Raw genomic sequence first — 17,735 nt, 5'->3', positions numbered from 1 at the left:
CACTGCCCGGGACCAGAATGGCAAGTAAGCCAGGCCGATATTTTCTACTACAAGCGCATTGGCATAACTACGTATGCCGCGGCTGGACTGGCAACATCTTCAATCTGCACGCTCGACACCGAATCAGTCAGCAGCAAACGCACGTTCTCGCACTTCAGCGCATTCAATACATCCAGCACATAGCTGACGTTGAATCCGATCTCAAGATCGGTGCCATTGTAAGAGACATCCAGCATCTCTTCCGCCTCTTCCTGTTCAGGGTTGTTAGCAGTAATTTTCAGCTGATTTTCGGTGATGTAGATGCGAACGCCGCGGAATTTCTCATTAGAGAGAATCGCCGCACGCGCAAATGCCTGCTTCAGAATATCGCAGCCGGCTTCTAATGCTTTATCCGGATTCTTCGGCAATACGCGGCGATAATCCGGGAAACGACCATCAACCAGCTTCGAAGTGAAGATAAAGTCACCGACGTGTGCGCGGATGTTGCTACTGCCAATTTGCACCTGCAGCGGCGTTTCGCCCCCGTCGAGCAAACGCATCAGCTCAATCACACCTTTACGCGGCACGATCACCGAATGATTCGGCAGCGCCTGACCAATCGGCATTGAGCACACCGCAAGGCGGTGACCATCGGTAGCGACGGTACGCAACTCTTCGCCTTCGGTTTCGAACAGCATGCCGTTAAGGTAATAACGCACATCCTGATGCGCCATTGAGAACTGCGTGGCTTCAATCAGGCGTTTTAACGTCGCCTGCGGCAAGGTGAATTCCACCTCACTCTGCCAGTCATCCAGATTCGGGAAGTCGCTGGCCGGCAACGTAGATAGCGAGAAACGGCTGCGGCCTGAACGCACCAGCATTCTGTCGCCTTCCAGCGTCAGGCTGATTTCAGCGCCTTCCGGCAAACCGCGGCAAATATCGAGGAATTTACGCGCCGGTACCGTGGTAGCGCCCGGTTCGTGGGGCTGCGTCAGCGCCACACGCGCCACCATTTCCATTTCCAGATCGGTGCCGGTCAGCCGCAGCGAACCTTCGCTGACCTGCAGCAGTAAATTTCCAAGAATCGGCAGCGTTGGGCGTCCGCCAAGCGGACCGCTGACCTGTTGCAGGGGCTTCAGTAACTGCTCACGTTCTACAATAAATTTCATATGCGTCAGGAAGATAGTGTTCGAATGAGGTTAGAGAAATCTTCTTTGATGTCGTGGCTCTCTTCACGCAGTTGCTCGATTTTACGGCAGGCGTGAAGCACGGTGGTATGGTCGCGGCCACCAAACGCATCGCCAATTTCCGGCAAACTGTGGTTGGTGAGCTCTTTCGCCATCGCCATCGCCATCTGGCGCGGACGCGCTACCGAACGCGAACGGCGTTTCGACAGCAAATCCGCCACTTTAATTTTGTAATACTCGGCCACCGTTTTCTGGATGTTATCAATGGTGACCAGTTTTTCCTGCAGCGCCAGCAGATCGCGCAGCGCTTCGCGCACGAAATCGATGGTGATGGCGCGACCGGTAAAGTTCGCATTGGCAATCACGCGGTTCAACGCACCTTCCAGCTCTCGCACATTGGAACGCAGACGCTTAGCAATAAAGAACGCCACTTCGCCCGGCAGACGGATGTCGTTTTCATCGGCCTTCTTCATCAGGATCGCGACACGCGTTTCCAGCTCAGGCGGCTCGATCGCCACGGTTAATCCCCAGCCAAAACGCGATTTCAGGCGATCTTCTACGCCGTTGATCTCTTTTGGATAGCGATCCGAAGTCAGGATGATCTGTTGATTGCCTTCCAGCAGCGCGTTGAAGGTGTGGAAAAACTCTTCCTGCGAGCGCTCTTTATTGGCAAAGAATTGGATGTCATCGATCAGCAGCGCATCAACCGAACGGTAATAACGCTTAAACTCTTCGATGGCGTTATTCTGCAGGGCTTTGACCATGTCCTGCACAAAACGCTCGGAGTGCATATACACCACTTTGGCATTCGGCTTACGCGCAATAATGCCATTTCCCACCGCGTGCAGTAGGTGAGTTTTACCCAAACCGGTGCCGCCATAAAGGAACAGCGGGTTATACGCGCCACCAGGATTATCCGCCACCTGACGTGCCGCCGCGCGCGCCAGCTGGTTCGATTTACCTTCAACGAAGTTGTCGAAGTTATGACGGTTATTCACGTTGGAACGGTAAGTGACATCGGCCGGCGCGGGCACCGAATCCCAGCTTGGACGCAGAATTTGCGTTGGCGCGGGACGATTTTCAATCGGTGCAGGCGCGCTGTAATTGGAAGTGGCCATCGCCGGTTGGCTGGTTGTCACCTGAGCGGTAGGGCGAGTGCCGACTTCAAAACGCAGTAATGGCACATTCGCACCGCAGAACTCGTTCAGCAGCCCATTGATACTATTGAGATATTTATCTCTAACCCAGTCGAGTACAAACCGATTTGGTGCATACAAGGTCAGCGTATTGTCGTTCAATTCAGCCTGCAGCGGACGAATCCACATGCTGAATTCGGTGGCAGGAAGCTCATCCTGCAAACGGGCAAGACACTGTTGCCAAAGCGTAAGTGACACGGCGGACTCCACTCGTACAAAATCGATAAGAATTTTAGGCGCTAATAAATAGAAACGTAATTTTTAGACACAGGCGGTTGGAAAGCGCCTGCGACCGCTATTCGCGGTAGTCTTCCCCGGCGATCGCAGTGAGGATCGCCAGCGGAAGGGCGGATCATAACGTAAAGCCGCCGAGAGATCTTCCCTTTCTACACAGTTTTGATCCAATTTATCCACAGGCATCGGTAGCGAAAATGAGTTTACGCTTTCTGGCAAAAAAGCCAGCGTTAATCTGGCTGAAACCGTTATTTTTTCTGCCTGGCTCGCATTTCCGCGCAACAAACCTGCAAATTGATCGCAAGAAGATCCTGCGCGATCCTTGCGCTTTAACCCACAGCCCGTATAATTCCCCACCCGGCATTATTGCGTGAAGCCTTGATGCCCGGAATCAGCGGGCTGTATCTGGGTTTCCAGGTGCCGCGACCAGCGAAGTAAATTGACTCTGGACTGTACAATTATTACAATCCCGCCTCTTTATTAAAGACACATTGAGGCGTTGGTCGATTTACTGGCCCGAAAACGCGTCACCCAGTGAAAATTTTCAAGTTTAGGTAGAAATCGCCATGAAACGCACTTTTCAACCGTCCGTACTGAAGCGCAACCGTTCACACGGTTTCCGTGCTCGTATGGCAACAAAAAATGGTCGTCAGGTTCTGGCACGTCGTCGTGCTAAAGGCCGTTCTCGTCTGACCGTTTCTAAGTAATAAAGCTAACCCTCGTGGTTAAGCTCGCATTTCCCAGGGAGTTACGTTTGTTAACTCCCACTCATTTCACTTTCGTCTTCCAGCAGCCACAAAGAGCCGGTACGCCGCAGATCACCATACTCGGCCGACTTAATTCGCTGGGGCATCCCCGCATCGGTCTCACCGTCGCAAAAAAACATGTCAAACGTGCCCATGAACGCAACCGGATCAAGCGATTGACCCGCGAAAGCTTTCGTCTGCGTCAACATGAGCTGCCTGCAATGGATTTTGTGATCGTGGCGAAAAAAGGGATTGCTGACCTGGATAACCGTGCGCTGACGGAAGCGTTGGAGAAATTATGGCGTCGTCACTGTCGCCTGGCTCGCGGCTCCTGATTGCCCTGATACGCGTTTATCAACGCGCCATCAGCCCACTGCTGGGACCTCATTGCCGGTTCCATCCCACCTGCTCGCAGTATGGGATTGAGGCCTTACGCCGTTTTGGTGTTGTAAAAGGCAGTTGGTTGACGATAAAACGCGTATTAAAATGCCACCCTTTGAACCCGGGTGGTGACGATCCTGTGCCGCCAAAAACCTTTGATACCAGAGAACATTAACGATGGATTCGCAACGCAATCTCTTTCTCATCGCTTTTCTGTTCGTGTCTTTTATGATCTGGCAAGCCTGGCAGACGGACCACGCTCCGCAGCCACAGCAAACTCAGACCACACAAAACACAAGCAGCGCAGCGGGTGATGCCGCCACTTCCGGCGTGCCGGCTAGCGGACAGGGCAAAACGATCACCGTTAAGACAGATGTCCTGTCACTCAACATCAACACGCGCGGTGGCGATATTGAGCAGGCTCAGCTGCTGACTTACCCAGACAAACTGGGTTCAGATGCACCGTTCCAGCTGCTTGAGACCACTCCAGCATTCGTTTATCAGGCGCAGAGCGGCTTAACGGGCCGTAACGGTCCGGATAACCCTAACAATGGCGCACGTCCGCTGTATACCACTTCACAAGATAGCTTCGTGATGGCCGATGGTCAGAGCGAGCTGCGCGTCCCGTTGACATGGACCGGTGAAAACGGCGTGGTTTACACCAAGACCTTCGTCTTCAAGCGCGGTGAGTATGCGGTTAACGTTGACTACAACATTAACAACACTACCCAGCAGCCGCTGGAAGTGTCGATGTTTGGTCAGCTGAAGCAGACCATCGATGTGCCTAAGCACCGCGATACCGGCAGCAACAACTTTGCTTTGCACACCTTCCGTGGTGCAGCGTACTCAACCAGCGATGCGAAATACGAAAAATATAAATTCGACACCATCGCGGATAACGAGAACCTGAACACCACCACCAGCAATGGCTGGGTGGCGATGCTGCAACAGTACTTTGCTACCGCTTGGGTGCCACGCACACAGGGTAACAACACGCTGTACACCAGCAACCTCGGTAATGGCGTAGCGGCAATTGGCTACAAATCTGCACCGGTTACCGTTGGTGCAGGCGCACAGCAAGATCTTGGCGCAACGTTGTGGGTTGGCCCGGAAATTCAGGACCAGATGGCGGCTATCGCGCCTCACCTGGATCTGACCGTAGATTACGGCTGGTTGTGGTTCATCTCTCAGCCGCTGTTTAAGCTGCTGAAGTTCATCCACAGCTTTATCGGTAACTGGGGCTTCTCCATTATCGTTATCACCTTCATCGTTCGTGGCATCATGTACCCGCTGACCAAAGCGCAGTACACCTCGATGGCGAAGATGCGTATGCTGCAGCCGAAAATTCAGGCGATGCGTGAACGTTTGGGTGATGATAAGCAGAAGCAGAGCCAGGAGATGATGGCGCTGTATAAGGCGGAGAAAGTGAACCCGCTGGGCGGCTGCTTGCCTCTGGTTATCCAGATGCCGATCTTCCTTGCCTTGTACTACATGCTGTCAGGCTCGGTTGAACTGCGTCATGCACCGTTTATTCTGTGGATTCATGATTTGTCCGCGCAGGACCCGTACTACATTCTGCCGATCATCATGGGTATCACCATGTTCTTCATTCAGAAGATGTCACCGACCACCGTGACCGATCCGATGCAGCAGAAGATCATGACCTACATGCCGGTTATCTTTACCGTGTTCTTCCTGTGGTTCCCTTCAGGTCTGGTGCTGTACTACATCGTCAGCAACCTGGTAACCATTCTCCAGCAGCAGCTGATTTATCGCGGCCTGGAAAAACGTGGCCTGCATAGCCGCGACAAGAAGAAAGCGTAACGTCTGACTGCCATCAGCAGCAGCGTATAATCAAAGGGCGACATTTATGTCGCCCTATTTTTATTTATTAATACCCTAAAAGTTTAAGGTGGAATCATGAGCCACAGCGACACCATTGTTGCCCAGGCGACGCCTCCCGGCCGCGGCGGCGTCGGCATTCTGCGTATTTCCGGTGCCAAAGCCGCTGACGTGGCGCAAGCCGTGTTAGGCAAGCTGCCGAAACCGCGCTACGCCGACTATCTGCCTTTTAGCGATGTCGATGGCAGCGTGCTCGATCAGGGCATTGCGCTGTGGTTTCCTGGCCCGAACTCCTTTACCGGCGAAGATGTATTGGAGCTGCAAGGCCACGGCGGTCCGGTAATTCTCGACCTGCTGCTCAAACGCATCGTGGCGCTGCCCGGCTTGCGTATTGCTCAGCCGGGCGAATTCTCGGAACGCGCCTTCCTCAACGACAAACTCGATTTGGCACAGGCCGAAGCGATTGCCGATCTGATCGATGCCAGCTCAGAGCAAGCAGCCCGTTCCGCAGTAAACTCGCTGCAGGGCGCATTTTCCCTGCGCATCAACGCGCTTGTGGAAGCACTTACTCACCTGCGCATCTATGTGGAAGCGGCCATCGACTTCCCGGATGAAGAGATCGATTTCCTTTCCGACGGCAAAATTGAAGCACAGCTCAATGTGGTGATCGGCGATCTCAACGGCGTGCGTGCCGAAGCGCGTCAGGGCAGCCTGCTGCGCGAAGGGATGAAAGTGGTCATTGCCGGTCGTCCGAATGCCGGTAAATCGAGCCTGCTGAATGCCTTAGCCGGGCGCGAAGCGGCGATTGTCACCGATATCGCTGGCACCACGCGCGACGTGCTGCGTGAGCATATCCATATCGACGGCATGCCGCTGCACATCATCGATACCGCCGGTTTGCGCGAAGCCAGCGATGAAGTGGAGCGAATTGGTATCGAACGCGCCTGGCAGGAGATCGAGCAGGCCGACCGCGTGCTGTTTATGGTCGATGGCACCACAACGGATGCGACCGAAGCCGCCGCTATTTGGCCCGATTTTGTCGCGCGCTTGCCGGATGCGCTGCCAATTACCGTGGTACGCAACAAAGCGGATATGACTGGCGAAGTGCTGGGTCTCACTGAAGTGAATGGTCACTCACTGATTCGTCTCTCGGCGCGTACCGGTGAAGGCGTGGAAGCGCTGCGCGATCACCTGAAACAGAGCATGGGCTTTGCTGGCAACATGGAAGGCGGCTTCCTCGCCCGTCGCCGTCATCTGCAAGCGCTGGAGTTAGCCGCAACGCACTTAGAACAGGGTAAACATCAGCTGTTAGGCGCGTGGGCCGGCGAATTACTGGCGGAAGAGTTACGTTTAGCGCAACAGGCGCTAAGCGAAATCACCGGTGAATTCACCTCCGATGATCTGCTGGGACGAATCTTCTCCAGTTTCTGTATTGGTAAGTAAGACTTCCCTGGCTTTCAACAGGTAGCTCTCTGAGCTACCTGCAATTCTCCCGCCAAGAACCTTCCATGCGTCTTTGTTATTTGGCTCCCCTTGCGCTTTGCAGTATAACGATCACTGCCCGGCTAACCGGTCCTGCCGGGTACATTCACTATTCATGCTAAATATTGGGCGCACATTGCCGCCCGAACAGGAGAGAAACATGAGTACAACGCTCGACAGCGTGGCGCTGAACGCGCTGTTTAATGAAGCCCGCACCCACAGTTACTGGCAGGACAAACCGATTTCTCAAGAGGTGCTGAAGCAGCTCTATAACCTGACCGCGCTGGGGCCGACTTCTGCTAACTGCTCGCCGGGTCGTTTTGTATTTGTGACGTCGCAGGAAGGCAAAGAGAAGCTGAAACCGGCGCTCTCGTCTGGCAATGTCGACAAAACCATGGCGGCGCCGGTGACGGTGATTGTGGCGTGGGATCCGGAATTCTACGAAGCGTTGCCAAAGCTGTTTCCACATGGCGATGCACGCAGCTGGTTCACCAGCAGCCCAGACCTGGCGAAAGAGACAGCATTCCGTAACAGCAGCCTGCAGGCAGGATATTTGATTCTGGCAGCGCGTTCGCTGGGATTGGATGCGGGCCCGATGTCCGGTTTCGATCCGTCAAAAGTGAACGAAGCGTTCTTCAGCGAGAGCAAATGGCAGGTGAATTTACTGATTAATCTGGGCTACGGCGAAGCCAGCAAACTGCACGCGCGTTTGCCGCGTCTTGGCTTTGATGAAGCCAGCACCTTTGCCTGAGTGAGAAAAGGCGTCGGGCTTAACCCATGACGCCGATTCCTGCGCGGTTAGCCCAGTGAATGGAAACCGCTGTTGAAGTAGATCATCGGCTCTGCCGCTTCACCAGGCAGAGCGATGCCAACAATCCGCGCCAGCAGCACGCTGTGCGTGTTCCACTCCACCACTTTCTCCAACTGACAATCAAAGCTCACCAGCGCATCAGCCAGGATCGGCGAGCCAGTATTCAGCGTCTGCCAGGCGCCATTTTGAAAACGCTCGGACCGGCGAGAAGATTGGCTGAACTGGGCACACAGGTCATCATGCTGTTCACGCAGCACGTTAACGGCAAAATGGCCGGCTTCGATAAAGGCATCATGACTGGATGCACTGCGATTGACGCACACCAGCAGACTTGGCGGCTCAGCAGCCAGCGAGCTGACTGATGTAGCAATCAGCCCCAGCTTTTCGCCCTGAAATTCGGTGGTAACCAGAGAAACGCCCGCCGTTAAGCGACGCATGCCGTGACGAAACTCATCAAGAGAGATCGATTCCTGGCGAGTAATAGCGGTAACTGACATAGAAAACTCCGACGTGCATGCTTCTAAGATACGCACGATTGGCAGATGAATAAATGGGTTAGCGCACTTCAATGTGCCTTTTTTACTGTCCAAATCCTACACCACATCAGACCGTTCGGCACCCGTTCAGCGATGAATCTGCAAAAGCGTTCTATGCAAAGTTGCCAAATGGGATTGTCGCTCGGCTTCGTCCTTATCTGAAATATCGTCTTATCCCTCTTAAGCCGGATGCAAACCCATGAGAAAATTCTTACAATAGCACTGATGATTATTCGACCATTTTCACGGAGCGACAGATGGCTAGTCATTTTGTTCGTTGGATAGGTAATCCGCCCTTCTCTTCAGAGAACATGCGGGTTCCACAGGATGTGATCAACAGTGCCGACCGCTTCGCTGATAAGCGGCGCGGACGCTTTTTAGCGGCGCGCGAACTGCTGGCGCAGTTAATGCTGCGCGTCTATGGCATTCATGAACTTCCGCAGCTGATCACCACCAGCAGCGGACGTCCTCGTTTTGCTGATCCCACGCTACCGGATTTCAGTATTTCCTACGCCGGCAATACCATTGGCGTGCTGCTGGCGGAAGAAGGCGGACGCGCTGGGCTGGATATGGAAATTGTGCGCGCCCACAGCCGTCAAACTCAAGAGATGCTGACGCAGGATCTCTCCTCCGGCGAAAAAGCCTGGATCAACGCGCAGCAGGATTTCATGGAAGCGCTGACGCAAATCTGGACGCTGCGCCAAAGCATTCTTAAGCTCACCGGCGAATCTGATAGCGGCATTGATTCCCTGCGTTTGCATCCCGCAGCTGGCCGACTGCGCTCTACCGTGTTTCCCGATATTCAGGCGGTATGTGATGCCGAACCTACACTGGTGTGGTCGTGTGCGCTGTCGCCAGGCACCGAACGCTTACGCCTGTGGGAGATTGATGGCGCGCAGCAATGGCAATCGCTACGCGATGTCGAGATGAGCAAACCCAACATGGGGCCGCGCACCTTGCGCCTGACCAGCTTGGTCACACCGCATGAGATGGGGCATCCATAGTAATAAAGGCCGCAGTCGCGGCCTTTATTGGTTTAGTGGGCGTCGATAAAGACGATTTTCAGCACGAACAGCAGAGCAACCACCACCACGCACGGGCTGATTTCACGCCAGCGGCCGGTACCTACTTTCATCACGCAGTAAGAGATAAAGCCCAGCGCGATGCCTTCGGTGATCGAGAAGCTAAAAGGCATCATTGCGGCAGTGACAAACGCCGGAACCGCTTCGGTGAGGTCGTCCCACTGCACGCGAGATAGCGATGCCGTCATCAGCACGCCAACGTAAATCAGCGCACCCGCCGCCGCATAGGATGGCACCATCGCGGCCAGCGGTGACAGGAACATCACCAGCAGGAAAAGAATCCCGGTAATCACCGCCATCAAGCCAGTACGTCCGCCGATCGCCACGCCGGACGAGCTTTCAATATAAGCGGTAACAGAAGAGGTGCCGATCAGTGAACCGGTGACGGAACTAATGCTATCGACATACAGCGCCTGCTTCATGCGCGGGAAAGTGCCTTTCTCATCGGTCAGTCCGGCTTTATCCGTCACGCCAATCAACGTGCCGGATGAGTCGAACAGGTTAACCAACATAAAGGAGAAGATCACACCGGCCATACCAATGTTGAACGCGCCTTTGATATCGACCTGGCCCACTACGGAGGTGATAGCAGGCGGCGCCGCAAACACGCCGCTGAATTTCACATCGCCAATTATCAGGCCCAGCGCGGTGGTCACCACAATCGACACCAGCACCGCCGCATGAATGTTACGCGAAGCCAGAATAGCGATGATAAAGAAGCCAAGCGCACCGAGCAGCACGCTGTGCGAGGTCAGATTGCCGACGGCAACGATAGTATCGGCGTTCGGCACGATGATGCCGGCATTTTTCAGCCCCATCATGGCGATAAACAGGCCAATACCGGCGGTGATGCCCACGCGCAGGCTCAGCGGAATATTCGCAATCATCCAGTAACGCACGCGCAGCAGCGTGAGGATCAGTAGACCCAATGCGCCCCAGAAAATCGCGCCCATGCCAATCTGCCACGAGTAGCCCATTGCACCGACCACCACAAAGGCGAAGAAGGCATTGAGGCCCATCGCCGGCGCCAATGCCACTGGCAGGTTCGCCACCAGCCCCATCAGGATGCTGCCGAACGCGGCAATTAAGCAGGTGGTCACAAAGACAGCCTGGGTATCCATGCCCGCCACACCAAGAATTTGCGGGTTAACAAAGACGATGTAGACCATCGTCAGGAAAGTGGTGCACCCGGCGATCACTTCTGTACGCACGGTGGTGCCGTGTTCCTGCAGTTTGAAGATGCGCTGCAAAAGACCCTGATTATTCATTTCACTGTTCCGATGAAAAAATTTATCGCCGCGTATCGTATAGAGTTTGGCGCGGCAAAACACTGATTATTCGCAACCGGTTGCTCAGGGTCGCTTTCTGCGCTCAGTAAGCTAGAGTGTCAGCTTATTGTTTAACAAAAGGATGATGTGCGATGTCGGTTGAATGTATTTTTTTTGATTGCGACGGTACGCTGGTCGACAGCGAAGTAATCTGTACGCAATCTTACGTCAACACCTTTGCCCGCTACGGTATTGAGCTCTCGCTGCAGCAGATGTTTGAGCAATATAAAGGGGTGAAGCTCTACGACATCATCCGCGACGTGGCGGCAGAACATCAGGTTGAGTTGCCGCTTGAAGAGGTGGAAACCGCCTATCGCGCCGAAGTGGCGAGACTGTTCGATCTCGATTTAAAGCCGATTGACGGTGCCAAAGCGCTGGTGGAGCGCGTAAAAGTGCCAATGTGCGTGGTTTCGAACGGCACGGTAAAGAAGATGCAACATTCGCTGGGATTAACCGGCATGCTGCCGTATCTGGAGGGGAAATTGTACAGCGGTTATGACATTAACCACTGGAAGCCCGATCCGGAGCTGATGTATCACGCGGCCGAGCAGATGCAGGTGCCGATTGAGCAATGCATTCTGGTAGATGATTCCGAGGCGGGCGCACGTGCGGGAATCGCCGCCGGGATTCCGGTGTTTTACTACTGCGCCGATGCGCACAATCCCGAGTTAGATCATCCGCTGGTGACGCGCTTTGATGATATGGCGCAGTTGCCGGATCTGTGGCGAGCGCGTGGGTGGGATTTGGTGGGGTAGGTGCTGGCTGTCCCCCATCCCGGCCTTCCCCCACGAGTGGGGGAAGGAGACGCTGCCACATGCAACTCCCCAACTACCCTATAGCAGCATCATCCTCCCCCACTCGTGGGGGAGGACTGAGGTGGGGGGCAGCCAGCACGCACCGAAGAAAGGACAGCCAGCACAATCCAAATCAGCCAATCGCCCCCAGCGAATCCTCGTTGCTCTGCTTCTTCGGCAGCAGGAACAGGGTGGCAACGATATCCAGCAGATAAATCAGCGCCAGCAGCGTAATCGCGGCGGTGAAAGAGATGTTGGTGGCCAGCAAACCAATCACCAGCGGACCAAAACCACCCACGCCACGCCCAAGATTAAACAACACGTTTTGTGCTGTCGCACGTGCCTGCGGCGGGAAGGTATCTGAAATCAGCGCGCCGTAGCCGCCAATCATACCGTTCACAAACATCCCCATCAGCGCGCCAGTAAACAGCATCACCGTTGGATCGCGCAGCTGTGCGTACACCACCACCATCACCACCGCGCCGAACTGGTACAGCAGGAAGATTTTCCAGCGCGCGAAGCGATCGGCCAGTACGCCAAATAGCCAGATACCGAACGTCATGCCCACCACCGTCACCGCGGTCCACAAGCCAGATTTGGTCAGGCTGAAACCGAAGTTGGAGGAGAGATAGCTTGGCATCCAGATCATCAGCCCGTAATAACCAAAGTTTTGCACTGAGCAAAGGATGAATATCCCCAGACTGGCTTTGCTGGTCGCGCGATCGGCGAACAGCAATTTAATACGCGCAGCGAAAGAGAGCTGCGGCGTTTTCTCAACGTGGCGGGTAAAGCCTTCCGGCTCGCCCATGCTGCGACGAATCACAAACGAGACCAGCGCCGGCAGCAACCCGACGAGGAACATGCCGCGCCAGCCAATCACGCTCAGCAGCGGCGGCGTGATAAAGGCCGCCAGCAGCACACCAAGCTGCCAGCCAATGCCAACCCATGCCGAGGCGCGATTGCGCTTCTCTTTCGGCCAGGCTTCGGCAATCAGCGCCATGCCGATGCCGAACTCGCCGCCCAACCCCACGCCTGCCAGCGTACGGTACGCGAGCAAGTCCCAATAACCCTGCGCCACGGCGCACAGACCGGTGAATACCGAGAACATCAAAATGGTTATGGTGAGAATACGGATGCGGCCATAACGATCGCTCAGATGACCAAATACAATGCCGCCGATCACCGCACCGATCAGTGTCCAGGTCACCAGGGAACCCGCCTGAGAAGGATCGAGCGCCAGCGAGACGCTGATCGCCGGCAGCATAAAGCCGAGTATCAGCAGATCGAATCCGTCCATCGCGTAGCCGCTGATGGCAGCCACCATGGCTTTCGCCGGCGTTATGGCTTGTTTTGTAGGAGTTGGGGAGGACATGCGGCAGCACCTTGCAGAAAAAAGTGCGCCAAGTATAAAGAGAGGGAATCGTTGAGAACAGGCAGAATTTAAGCAGGCGGCCCGTTAGCCACAGTGGCAACGGGTCGCCAAAGCGATAATCAAGAGGGTTTATTGCTACCGTCGTCACCCGACAGCAGTTCATCCAGCTTGTCGCCGCCCACATGACGGAAATCCTGACCTTTGACGAAATAGAAAATAATTTCGCAGATGTTCTGGCAGCGATCACCGATACGCTCGATGGCGCGCGCGCAGAACAGCGCGGTCAGCACGCTGGGAATGGTACGCGGATCTTCCATCATATAGGTCATCAGCTGACGCACGATGCCTTCATACTCTTTATCTACCTTCTTGTCTTCACGGTAGATTTTGATGGCTTCGTTGAGATCCATGCGCGCAAACGCATCCAGCACGTCATGCAGCATCTGCACGGTGTGATGACCGAGCGCTTCGAGGCTTACCAGCAGCGGCAGATGCTGCTGGCTGAATTTCTCCAGCGCGGTGCGGCTGATTTTCTCCGCCACATCGCCAATGCGTTCCAGCTCTGAAATGGTTTTGATGATCGCCATCACCAGACGTAAATCGCTGGCGGTAGGCTGACGTTTGGCGATGATGCGCACGCAGGCTTCATCAATCTCCACTTCCATCATGTTGACCTTCTGGTCGCCGTCGATCACGTGACGCGCCAGCTCGCCATCCTGGTTGTGCATCGCGGTGATGGCATCCATCAGCTGCTTCTCAACCATGCCGCCCATAATCATCACTTGCGTGCGAATGTGCTCCAGCTCCGCATTAAACTGACCGGAGATGTGTTTGTTCAGATTTAAATTATCCATGTGCGTCTCCTGAATCAGCCGTAACGACCGGTGATGTAATCTTCGGTCTGCTTCTGTGCGGGCTTAGTGAACAAAGTATCGGTATCGCTAAACTCAATCAGCTCGCCCAGATACATAAAAGCGGTGTGATCAGAACAACGCGCGGCCTGCTGCATGTTGTGGGTCACGATTACCACGGTGTAATCCTGCTTCAGCTCGGTGATCAGCTCTTCGATACGGCCGGTTGAGATGGGATCGAGCGCTGAACACGGCTCATCCAGCAACAGGACTTCCGGACGAATCGCGATACCGCGAGCGATACACAAACGTTGCTGCTGACCGCCGGAAAGACTGTAACCGCTCTGATGCAGCTTGTCTTTGGTTTCATTCCATAGCGCCGCTTTGGTCAGCGCCCACTGCACGCGCTCGTCCATATCGGCGCGCGACAGCTTTTCAAACAGACGTACGCCGAAGGCGATGTTGTCGTAAATCGACATCGGGAACGGCGTCGGCTTCTGGAATACCATGCCAACGCGCGCGCGCAGCAGGGCGATATCCTGATTAGATGCCAGAATGTTATCGCCATCCAGCAGGATGTCACCTTCTGCACGCTGCTCGGGATAGAGCGAGTACATTTTGTTGAAGGTGCGCAGCAGCGTGGATTTACCGCAGCCTGATGGGCCGATAAACGCGGTGACCTGGTTTTTAGTGATATCCAGGTTGATGTTTTTCAGCGCGTGAAACTTACCGTAATAGAAGTTCAGATTACGGACCTGAATTTTACCGGCTGATGAAGTCACGTTACTCATTCTCGTCTCTCATAAGCAGCGCCGCCGAAGCCGCGCCGGGAAATTAGTGTTTGCCCTTGGCGAAAATCACACGCGCCGCAATGTTCAGCAGCAGCACGCACACTGTAATAATCAGCACACCCGCCCACGCCAGGCTTTGCCATTCGGCAAACGGGCTCATGGCGAATTTAAAGATGGTGACCGGCAGGTTCGCGATCGGCTGCATCATGTCGGTGCTCCAGAACTGGTTCGACAGCGCAGTGAACAGCAGCGGAGCGGTTTCACCGGCGATACGCGCTACAGCCAACAGCACACCGGTGATGATGCCGGAAACAGAGGCTTTCAGCGTAATGGCTGAAATCATCTTCCACTTCGGCGTACCCAGCGCATAAGCCGCTTCACGCATGCTGTCTGGCACCAGACGCAGCATGTTCTCGGAGGTACGAATCACAATCGGTATCTGCAACAGCGCCAGCGCCACCACGCCGGCCCAGCCGGAGAAGTGCTGCATCTGCGCCACCACGATGGTGTAGACGAACAGACCCACCACTATCGAGGGTGCGGACAGCAAGATATCGTTGATGAAGCGAATCACTTCTGCCAGCCAGTGTTTACGGCCATATTCCGCCAGATAAATCCCGGCCATGATGCCGAGCGGCGTTCCGATGATCGTCGACCAGAAAATCAGTAAGCCACTGCCGACTAAGGCGTTGGCCAAACCACCACCGGCAGTATTGGGTGGCGGAGTCGATTCGGTAAACAGCGACCAGCTCAAACCATCGACACCGCGCGTCACTGTAGTGAAAAGAATCCACACCAGCCAAAACAGGCCGAAAGCCATGGTCAGCAGCGACAGCGTCAGGGCAATTTTGTTTTTGGTACTGCGCCACGCCTGCATTTTGCGGCGCGATGCTTCCAGCTCAGCGCGAGCCTGCACTTCAATAACGGTCATGAACGGGCTCCTTCACTCTTCGCCAGTCGCAGGATCATCAGTTTGGAGATCGCCAGCACGATAAAGGTAATCACGAACAGAATCAGACCCAGCTCCATCAGTGCCGCTACGTGCACGCCGGATTCCGCTTCAGCAAATTCGTTGGCCAGCGCGGAGGTAATACTGTTGCCCGGCATAAACAGCGATGGGCTGTCGAGCTGGTAGGTGTTCCCGATGATGAAGGTTACCGCCATGGTTTCACCCAAAGCGCGCCCCAGGCCGAGCATAACGCCGCCGATCACACCGTTTTTGGTGAACGGCAGTACGATGCGCCAGATCACTTCCCACGTGGTGCAGCCGATACCGTAAGCCGACTCTTTCATCATTACCGGCGTCTGCTCAAACACGTCACGCATCACCGAGGCGATGTACGGAATGATCATGATGGCGAGAATCACGCCCGCCGCCAGGATACCGATACCAAAAGCCGGGCCAGAGAACAGCGTGCCGACAATCGGGATATTCGACATCACATTACCAACCGGCGTCTGGAAATATTCGGCGAACAGCGGGGCAAAAACAAACAGGCCCCACATGCCGTAAACAATGCTCGGGATCGCTGCCAGCAGCTCAATGGCGGTGCCCAGCGGGCGACGCAGCCAGCCTGGCGCCAGTTCCGTCAGGAACAGCGCAATGCCGAAGCTCACCGGCACGGCAATGATCAGGGCAATAATCGAGGTGACGAGGGTGCCGTAAATCGGTACCAGCGCACCAAATTGTTCGTTCGGCGCATCCCAGGTTTTATTCCACAGGAAGGAGAAACCAAATTTTTGGATGCTAGGCCAGGAGGAGAAAATCAGGGAGACGATAATGCCACCCATCAACAGCAACACGATAAGCGCGGACAGCTTAACCAGCGCGCCGAAAATCATGTCGCCTTGTTTACCGGGGGCTTTGAACGTCGGCTTAGTGGCAGCCATAGAATTCTCTGTTCTCAGGAGGATGTCAGGGCAGCACGCATGCCGCCCATTGGGGTTGGCCAACCGTCTCGGCTGGCCAGGTAAATCGGTTACTGGTACAGCGCTTTACCGGAGCTATCTTTAATGTTGGCTTTCCACGCTGCACGAATCTGGTTAGCGACGCTTTCTGGCAGCGCTGCATAATCCAGGTCGGTTGCGGTTTTGCTGCCACCTTTGTAAGCCCAGTCGAAGAACTTCAGCACTTCGCTACCTTTCTCAGCGTTAGCCTGATCTTTATAAATCAGGATGAAGGTAGTTGAGGTGATTGGCCAGGCATCGTTGCCTTTCTGGAAGGTGAGATCCTGAGCAAAGGTTTTGCTCCAGTCTGCGCCTTTCGCCGCGTTAGCAAAGCTCTCTTCGCTTGGTGCTACCGCTTTACCGTCGGCATCAACCAGTTTGGTGTAGGTCAGGTTGTTCTGCTTGGCGTAAGCGTACTCTACGTAGCCAATCGAACCCGGCAAACGCTGTACGAAAGCGGCTACGCCGTCGTTACCCTTGCCGCCCAGACCGGTTGGCCAGTTAACGGTGTTACCTTTACCAATTTTGCTGTTCCACTCTTCGTTCACTTTCGCCAGGTAGCTGGTGAAGACGAATGAAGTACCGGAACCGTCAGCGCGGCGGACCACGTTAATGTTGGAATCTGGCAGTTTCACGCCTGGGTTCAGTTTAGTGATTGCCGGGTCGTTCCACTTTTTGATGGTGCCGAGGTAGATATCACCCACGGTTTTACCGTCGAGAGTCAATTCACCTGATTTCACACCTGGGATGTTAACCGCCAGCACCACACCACCGATGACGGTAGGGAACTGGAACAGGCCATTTTTCTGCAGATCTTCTTCTTTCATTGGCGCATCTGACGCACCGAAATCGACGGTTTTCGCGATGATTTGCTTCACGCCGCCTGAAGAACCGATACCCTGATAGTTGATTTTGCTACCGGTGGCTTGCTGATACTCGGCTGCCCACTTGGCATAAACCGGTGCCGGGAATGTCCCGCCTGCGCCCGTCAGATCGGTTGCTGCAAAAGCAGAGACCGCGCTTACTGCGAAGGTGGCGGCGAGGATTCGGGCTACGGTGCTACGCATCAGTGTCATGTTCCCTCCAGGGGATTTAAAAAAATCAGGCTCAATGCCTTTTTAGTAGGAGTTAGTGATTGCTGCTGGAGGGAAAATAGGACAGTTTGATGACAGTGAA

At 54.7% G+C, this 17,735-nt stretch carries 18 protein-coding genes; 8 read left to right on the top strand and 10 right to left on the bottom strand.

Annotated elements, in window-relative coordinates:
• Window positions 1-47 precede the first annotated feature (47 nt).
• Together dnaN and dnaA are read right to left on the bottom strand one after the other, a co-directional pair.
• Window positions 48-1,148 (bottom strand): DNA polymerase III subunit beta, encoded by a 1,101-nt coding sequence (gene dnaN, locus WH298_RS09730; protein WP_049852401.1) that lies wholly within the window; start codon window positions 1,146-1,148, stop codon window positions 48-50.
• Between the two features lie 5 nt (window positions 1,149-1,153).
• Window positions 1,154-2,560, bottom strand: a complete 1,407-nt coding sequence (gene dnaA / locus WH298_RS09725) for a chromosomal replication initiator protein DnaA (protein WP_007893559.1) — start codon at window positions 2,558-2,560, stop codon at window positions 1,154-1,156.
• 602 nt (window positions 2,561-3,162) lie between these two features.
• Here dnaA and rpmH point away from each other — a divergent pair.
• The 6 genes from rpmH to WH298_RS09695 all read left to right on the top strand — a co-directional run bounded on the left by rpmH (window position 3,163) and on the right by WH298_RS09695 (window position 7,798).
• Window positions 3,163-3,303: a 50S ribosomal protein L34 gene (gene rpmH / locus WH298_RS09720; protein WP_003849659.1), complete on the top strand. Its 141-nt coding sequence runs from the start codon at window positions 3,163-3,165 to the stop codon at window positions 3,301-3,303.
• Between the two features lie 14 nt (window positions 3,304-3,317).
• Window positions 3,318-3,677 (top strand): ribonuclease P protein component, encoded by a 360-nt coding sequence (gene rnpA, locus WH298_RS09715; protein ID WP_034830013.1) that lies wholly within the window; start codon window positions 3,318-3,320, stop codon window positions 3,675-3,677.
• Window positions 3,641-3,898, top strand: a complete 258-nt coding sequence (gene yidD, locus WH298_RS09710; protein WP_007893564.1) for a membrane protein insertion efficiency factor YidD — start codon at window positions 3,641-3,643, stop codon at window positions 3,896-3,898. Before rnpA ends, yidD begins: the two co-directional genes overlap by 37 nt.
• 2 nt (window positions 3,899-3,900) lie before the next feature.
• Complete coding sequence (yidC, locus tag WH298_RS09705) at window positions 3,901-5,547, top strand: membrane protein insertase YidC (protein ID WP_007893566.1); 1,647 nt, start codon at window positions 3,901-3,903, stop codon at window positions 5,545-5,547.
• A gap of 96 nt (window positions 5,548-5,643) precedes the next feature.
• Entirely contained in the window at window positions 5,644-7,008 is a 1,365-nt protein-coding gene (gene mnmE / locus WH298_RS09700; RefSeq protein ID WP_180822741.1) for a tRNA uridine-5-carboxymethylaminomethyl(34) synthesis GTPase MnmE, read from the top strand.
• Window positions 7,009-7,207: 199 nt separating this feature from the next.
• Window positions 7,208-7,798, top strand: a complete 591-nt coding sequence (locus tag WH298_RS09695) for a malonic semialdehyde reductase (protein WP_007893569.1) — start codon at window positions 7,208-7,210, stop codon at window positions 7,796-7,798.
• A 47-nt stretch (window positions 7,799-7,845) separates the two neighbouring features.
• Here WH298_RS09695 and WH298_RS09690 read toward each other — a convergent pair whose 3' ends face one another.
• Window positions 7,846-8,355, bottom strand: coding sequence for a flavin reductase family protein (locus tag WH298_RS09690; protein WP_180822740.1), 510 nt, complete (start codon window positions 8,353-8,355; stop codon window positions 7,846-7,848).
• 296 nt (window positions 8,356-8,651) lie between these two features.
• Between WH298_RS09690 and WH298_RS09685 the strand changes: the two genes are divergently transcribed.
• Window positions 8,652-9,398 carry a 4'-phosphopantetheinyl transferase family protein gene (locus WH298_RS09685; RefSeq protein WP_049852404.1) on the top strand — a complete coding sequence of 249 codons (747 nt, stop codon included), beginning with the start codon at window positions 8,652-8,654 and terminating at the stop codon, window positions 9,396-9,398.
• Window positions 9,399-9,430: 32 nt separating this feature from the next.
• Here the strand turns inward: WH298_RS09685 and WH298_RS09680 are convergent, their stop codons facing one another.
• On the bottom strand, window positions 9,431-10,744 hold the full coding sequence (locus WH298_RS09680; protein ID WP_180822739.1) for an NCS2 family permease: 1,314 nt from the start codon (window positions 10,742-10,744) through the stop codon (window positions 9,431-9,433).
• Between the two features lie 152 nt (window positions 10,745-10,896).
• Between WH298_RS09680 and yieH the strand changes: the two genes are divergently transcribed.
• On the top strand, window positions 10,897-11,559 hold the full coding sequence (yieH, locus tag WH298_RS09675) for a 6-phosphogluconate phosphatase (protein ID WP_049852406.1): 663 nt from the start codon (window positions 10,897-10,899) through the stop codon (window positions 11,557-11,559).
• A gap of 172 nt (window positions 11,560-11,731) precedes the next feature.
• On the opposite strand, the gene WH298_RS09670 is transcribed toward yieH, so the two are convergent.
• The 6 genes from WH298_RS09670 to pstS form a co-directional block, all read right to left on the bottom strand.
• The gene (locus tag WH298_RS09670) at window positions 11,732-12,970 is read right to left on the bottom strand and encodes an MFS transporter (protein ID WP_007893577.1); all 1,239 of its coding nucleotides are present in this window, start codon (window positions 12,968-12,970) and stop codon (window positions 11,732-11,734) included.
• A 119-nt stretch (window positions 12,971-13,089) separates the two neighbouring features.
• Entirely contained in the window at window positions 13,090-13,824 is a 735-nt protein-coding gene (phoU, locus tag WH298_RS09665) for a phosphate signaling complex protein PhoU (RefSeq protein ID WP_007893583.1), read from the bottom strand.
• A 14-nt stretch (window positions 13,825-13,838) separates the two neighbouring features.
• The gene (gene pstB / locus WH298_RS09660; RefSeq protein ID WP_007893584.1) at window positions 13,839-14,612 is read right to left on the bottom strand and encodes a phosphate ABC transporter ATP-binding protein PstB; all 774 of its coding nucleotides are present in this window, start codon (window positions 14,610-14,612) and stop codon (window positions 13,839-13,841) included.
• Window positions 14,613-14,655: 43 nt separating this feature from the next.
• Entirely contained in the window at window positions 14,656-15,543 is an 888-nt protein-coding gene (gene pstA, locus WH298_RS09655; protein ID WP_049852407.1) for a phosphate ABC transporter permease PstA, read from the bottom strand.
• On the bottom strand, window positions 15,540-16,502 hold the full coding sequence (gene pstC, locus WH298_RS09650) for a phosphate ABC transporter permease PstC (protein ID WP_049852408.1): 963 nt from the start codon (window positions 16,500-16,502) through the stop codon (window positions 15,540-15,542). Before pstC ends, pstA begins: the two co-directional genes overlap by 4 nt.
• 89 nt (window positions 16,503-16,591) lie before the next feature.
• Window positions 16,592-17,635 carry a phosphate ABC transporter substrate-binding protein PstS gene (gene pstS, locus WH298_RS09645; protein ID WP_049852409.1) on the bottom strand — a complete coding sequence of 348 codons (1,044 nt, stop codon included), beginning with the start codon at window positions 17,633-17,635 and terminating at the stop codon, window positions 16,592-16,594.
• Window positions 17,636-17,735: the final 100 nt, after the last annotated feature.

It is taken from the genome of Pantoea nemavictus (genome assembly GCF_037479095.1).
Lineage (GTDB): Bacteria > Pseudomonadota > Gammaproteobacteria > Enterobacterales > Enterobacteriaceae > Pantoea > Pantoea nemavictus.
The sequence above is the reverse complement of the archived record's forward strand: the minus strand, read 5'-3'. Positions and strand labels throughout refer to the sequence as shown.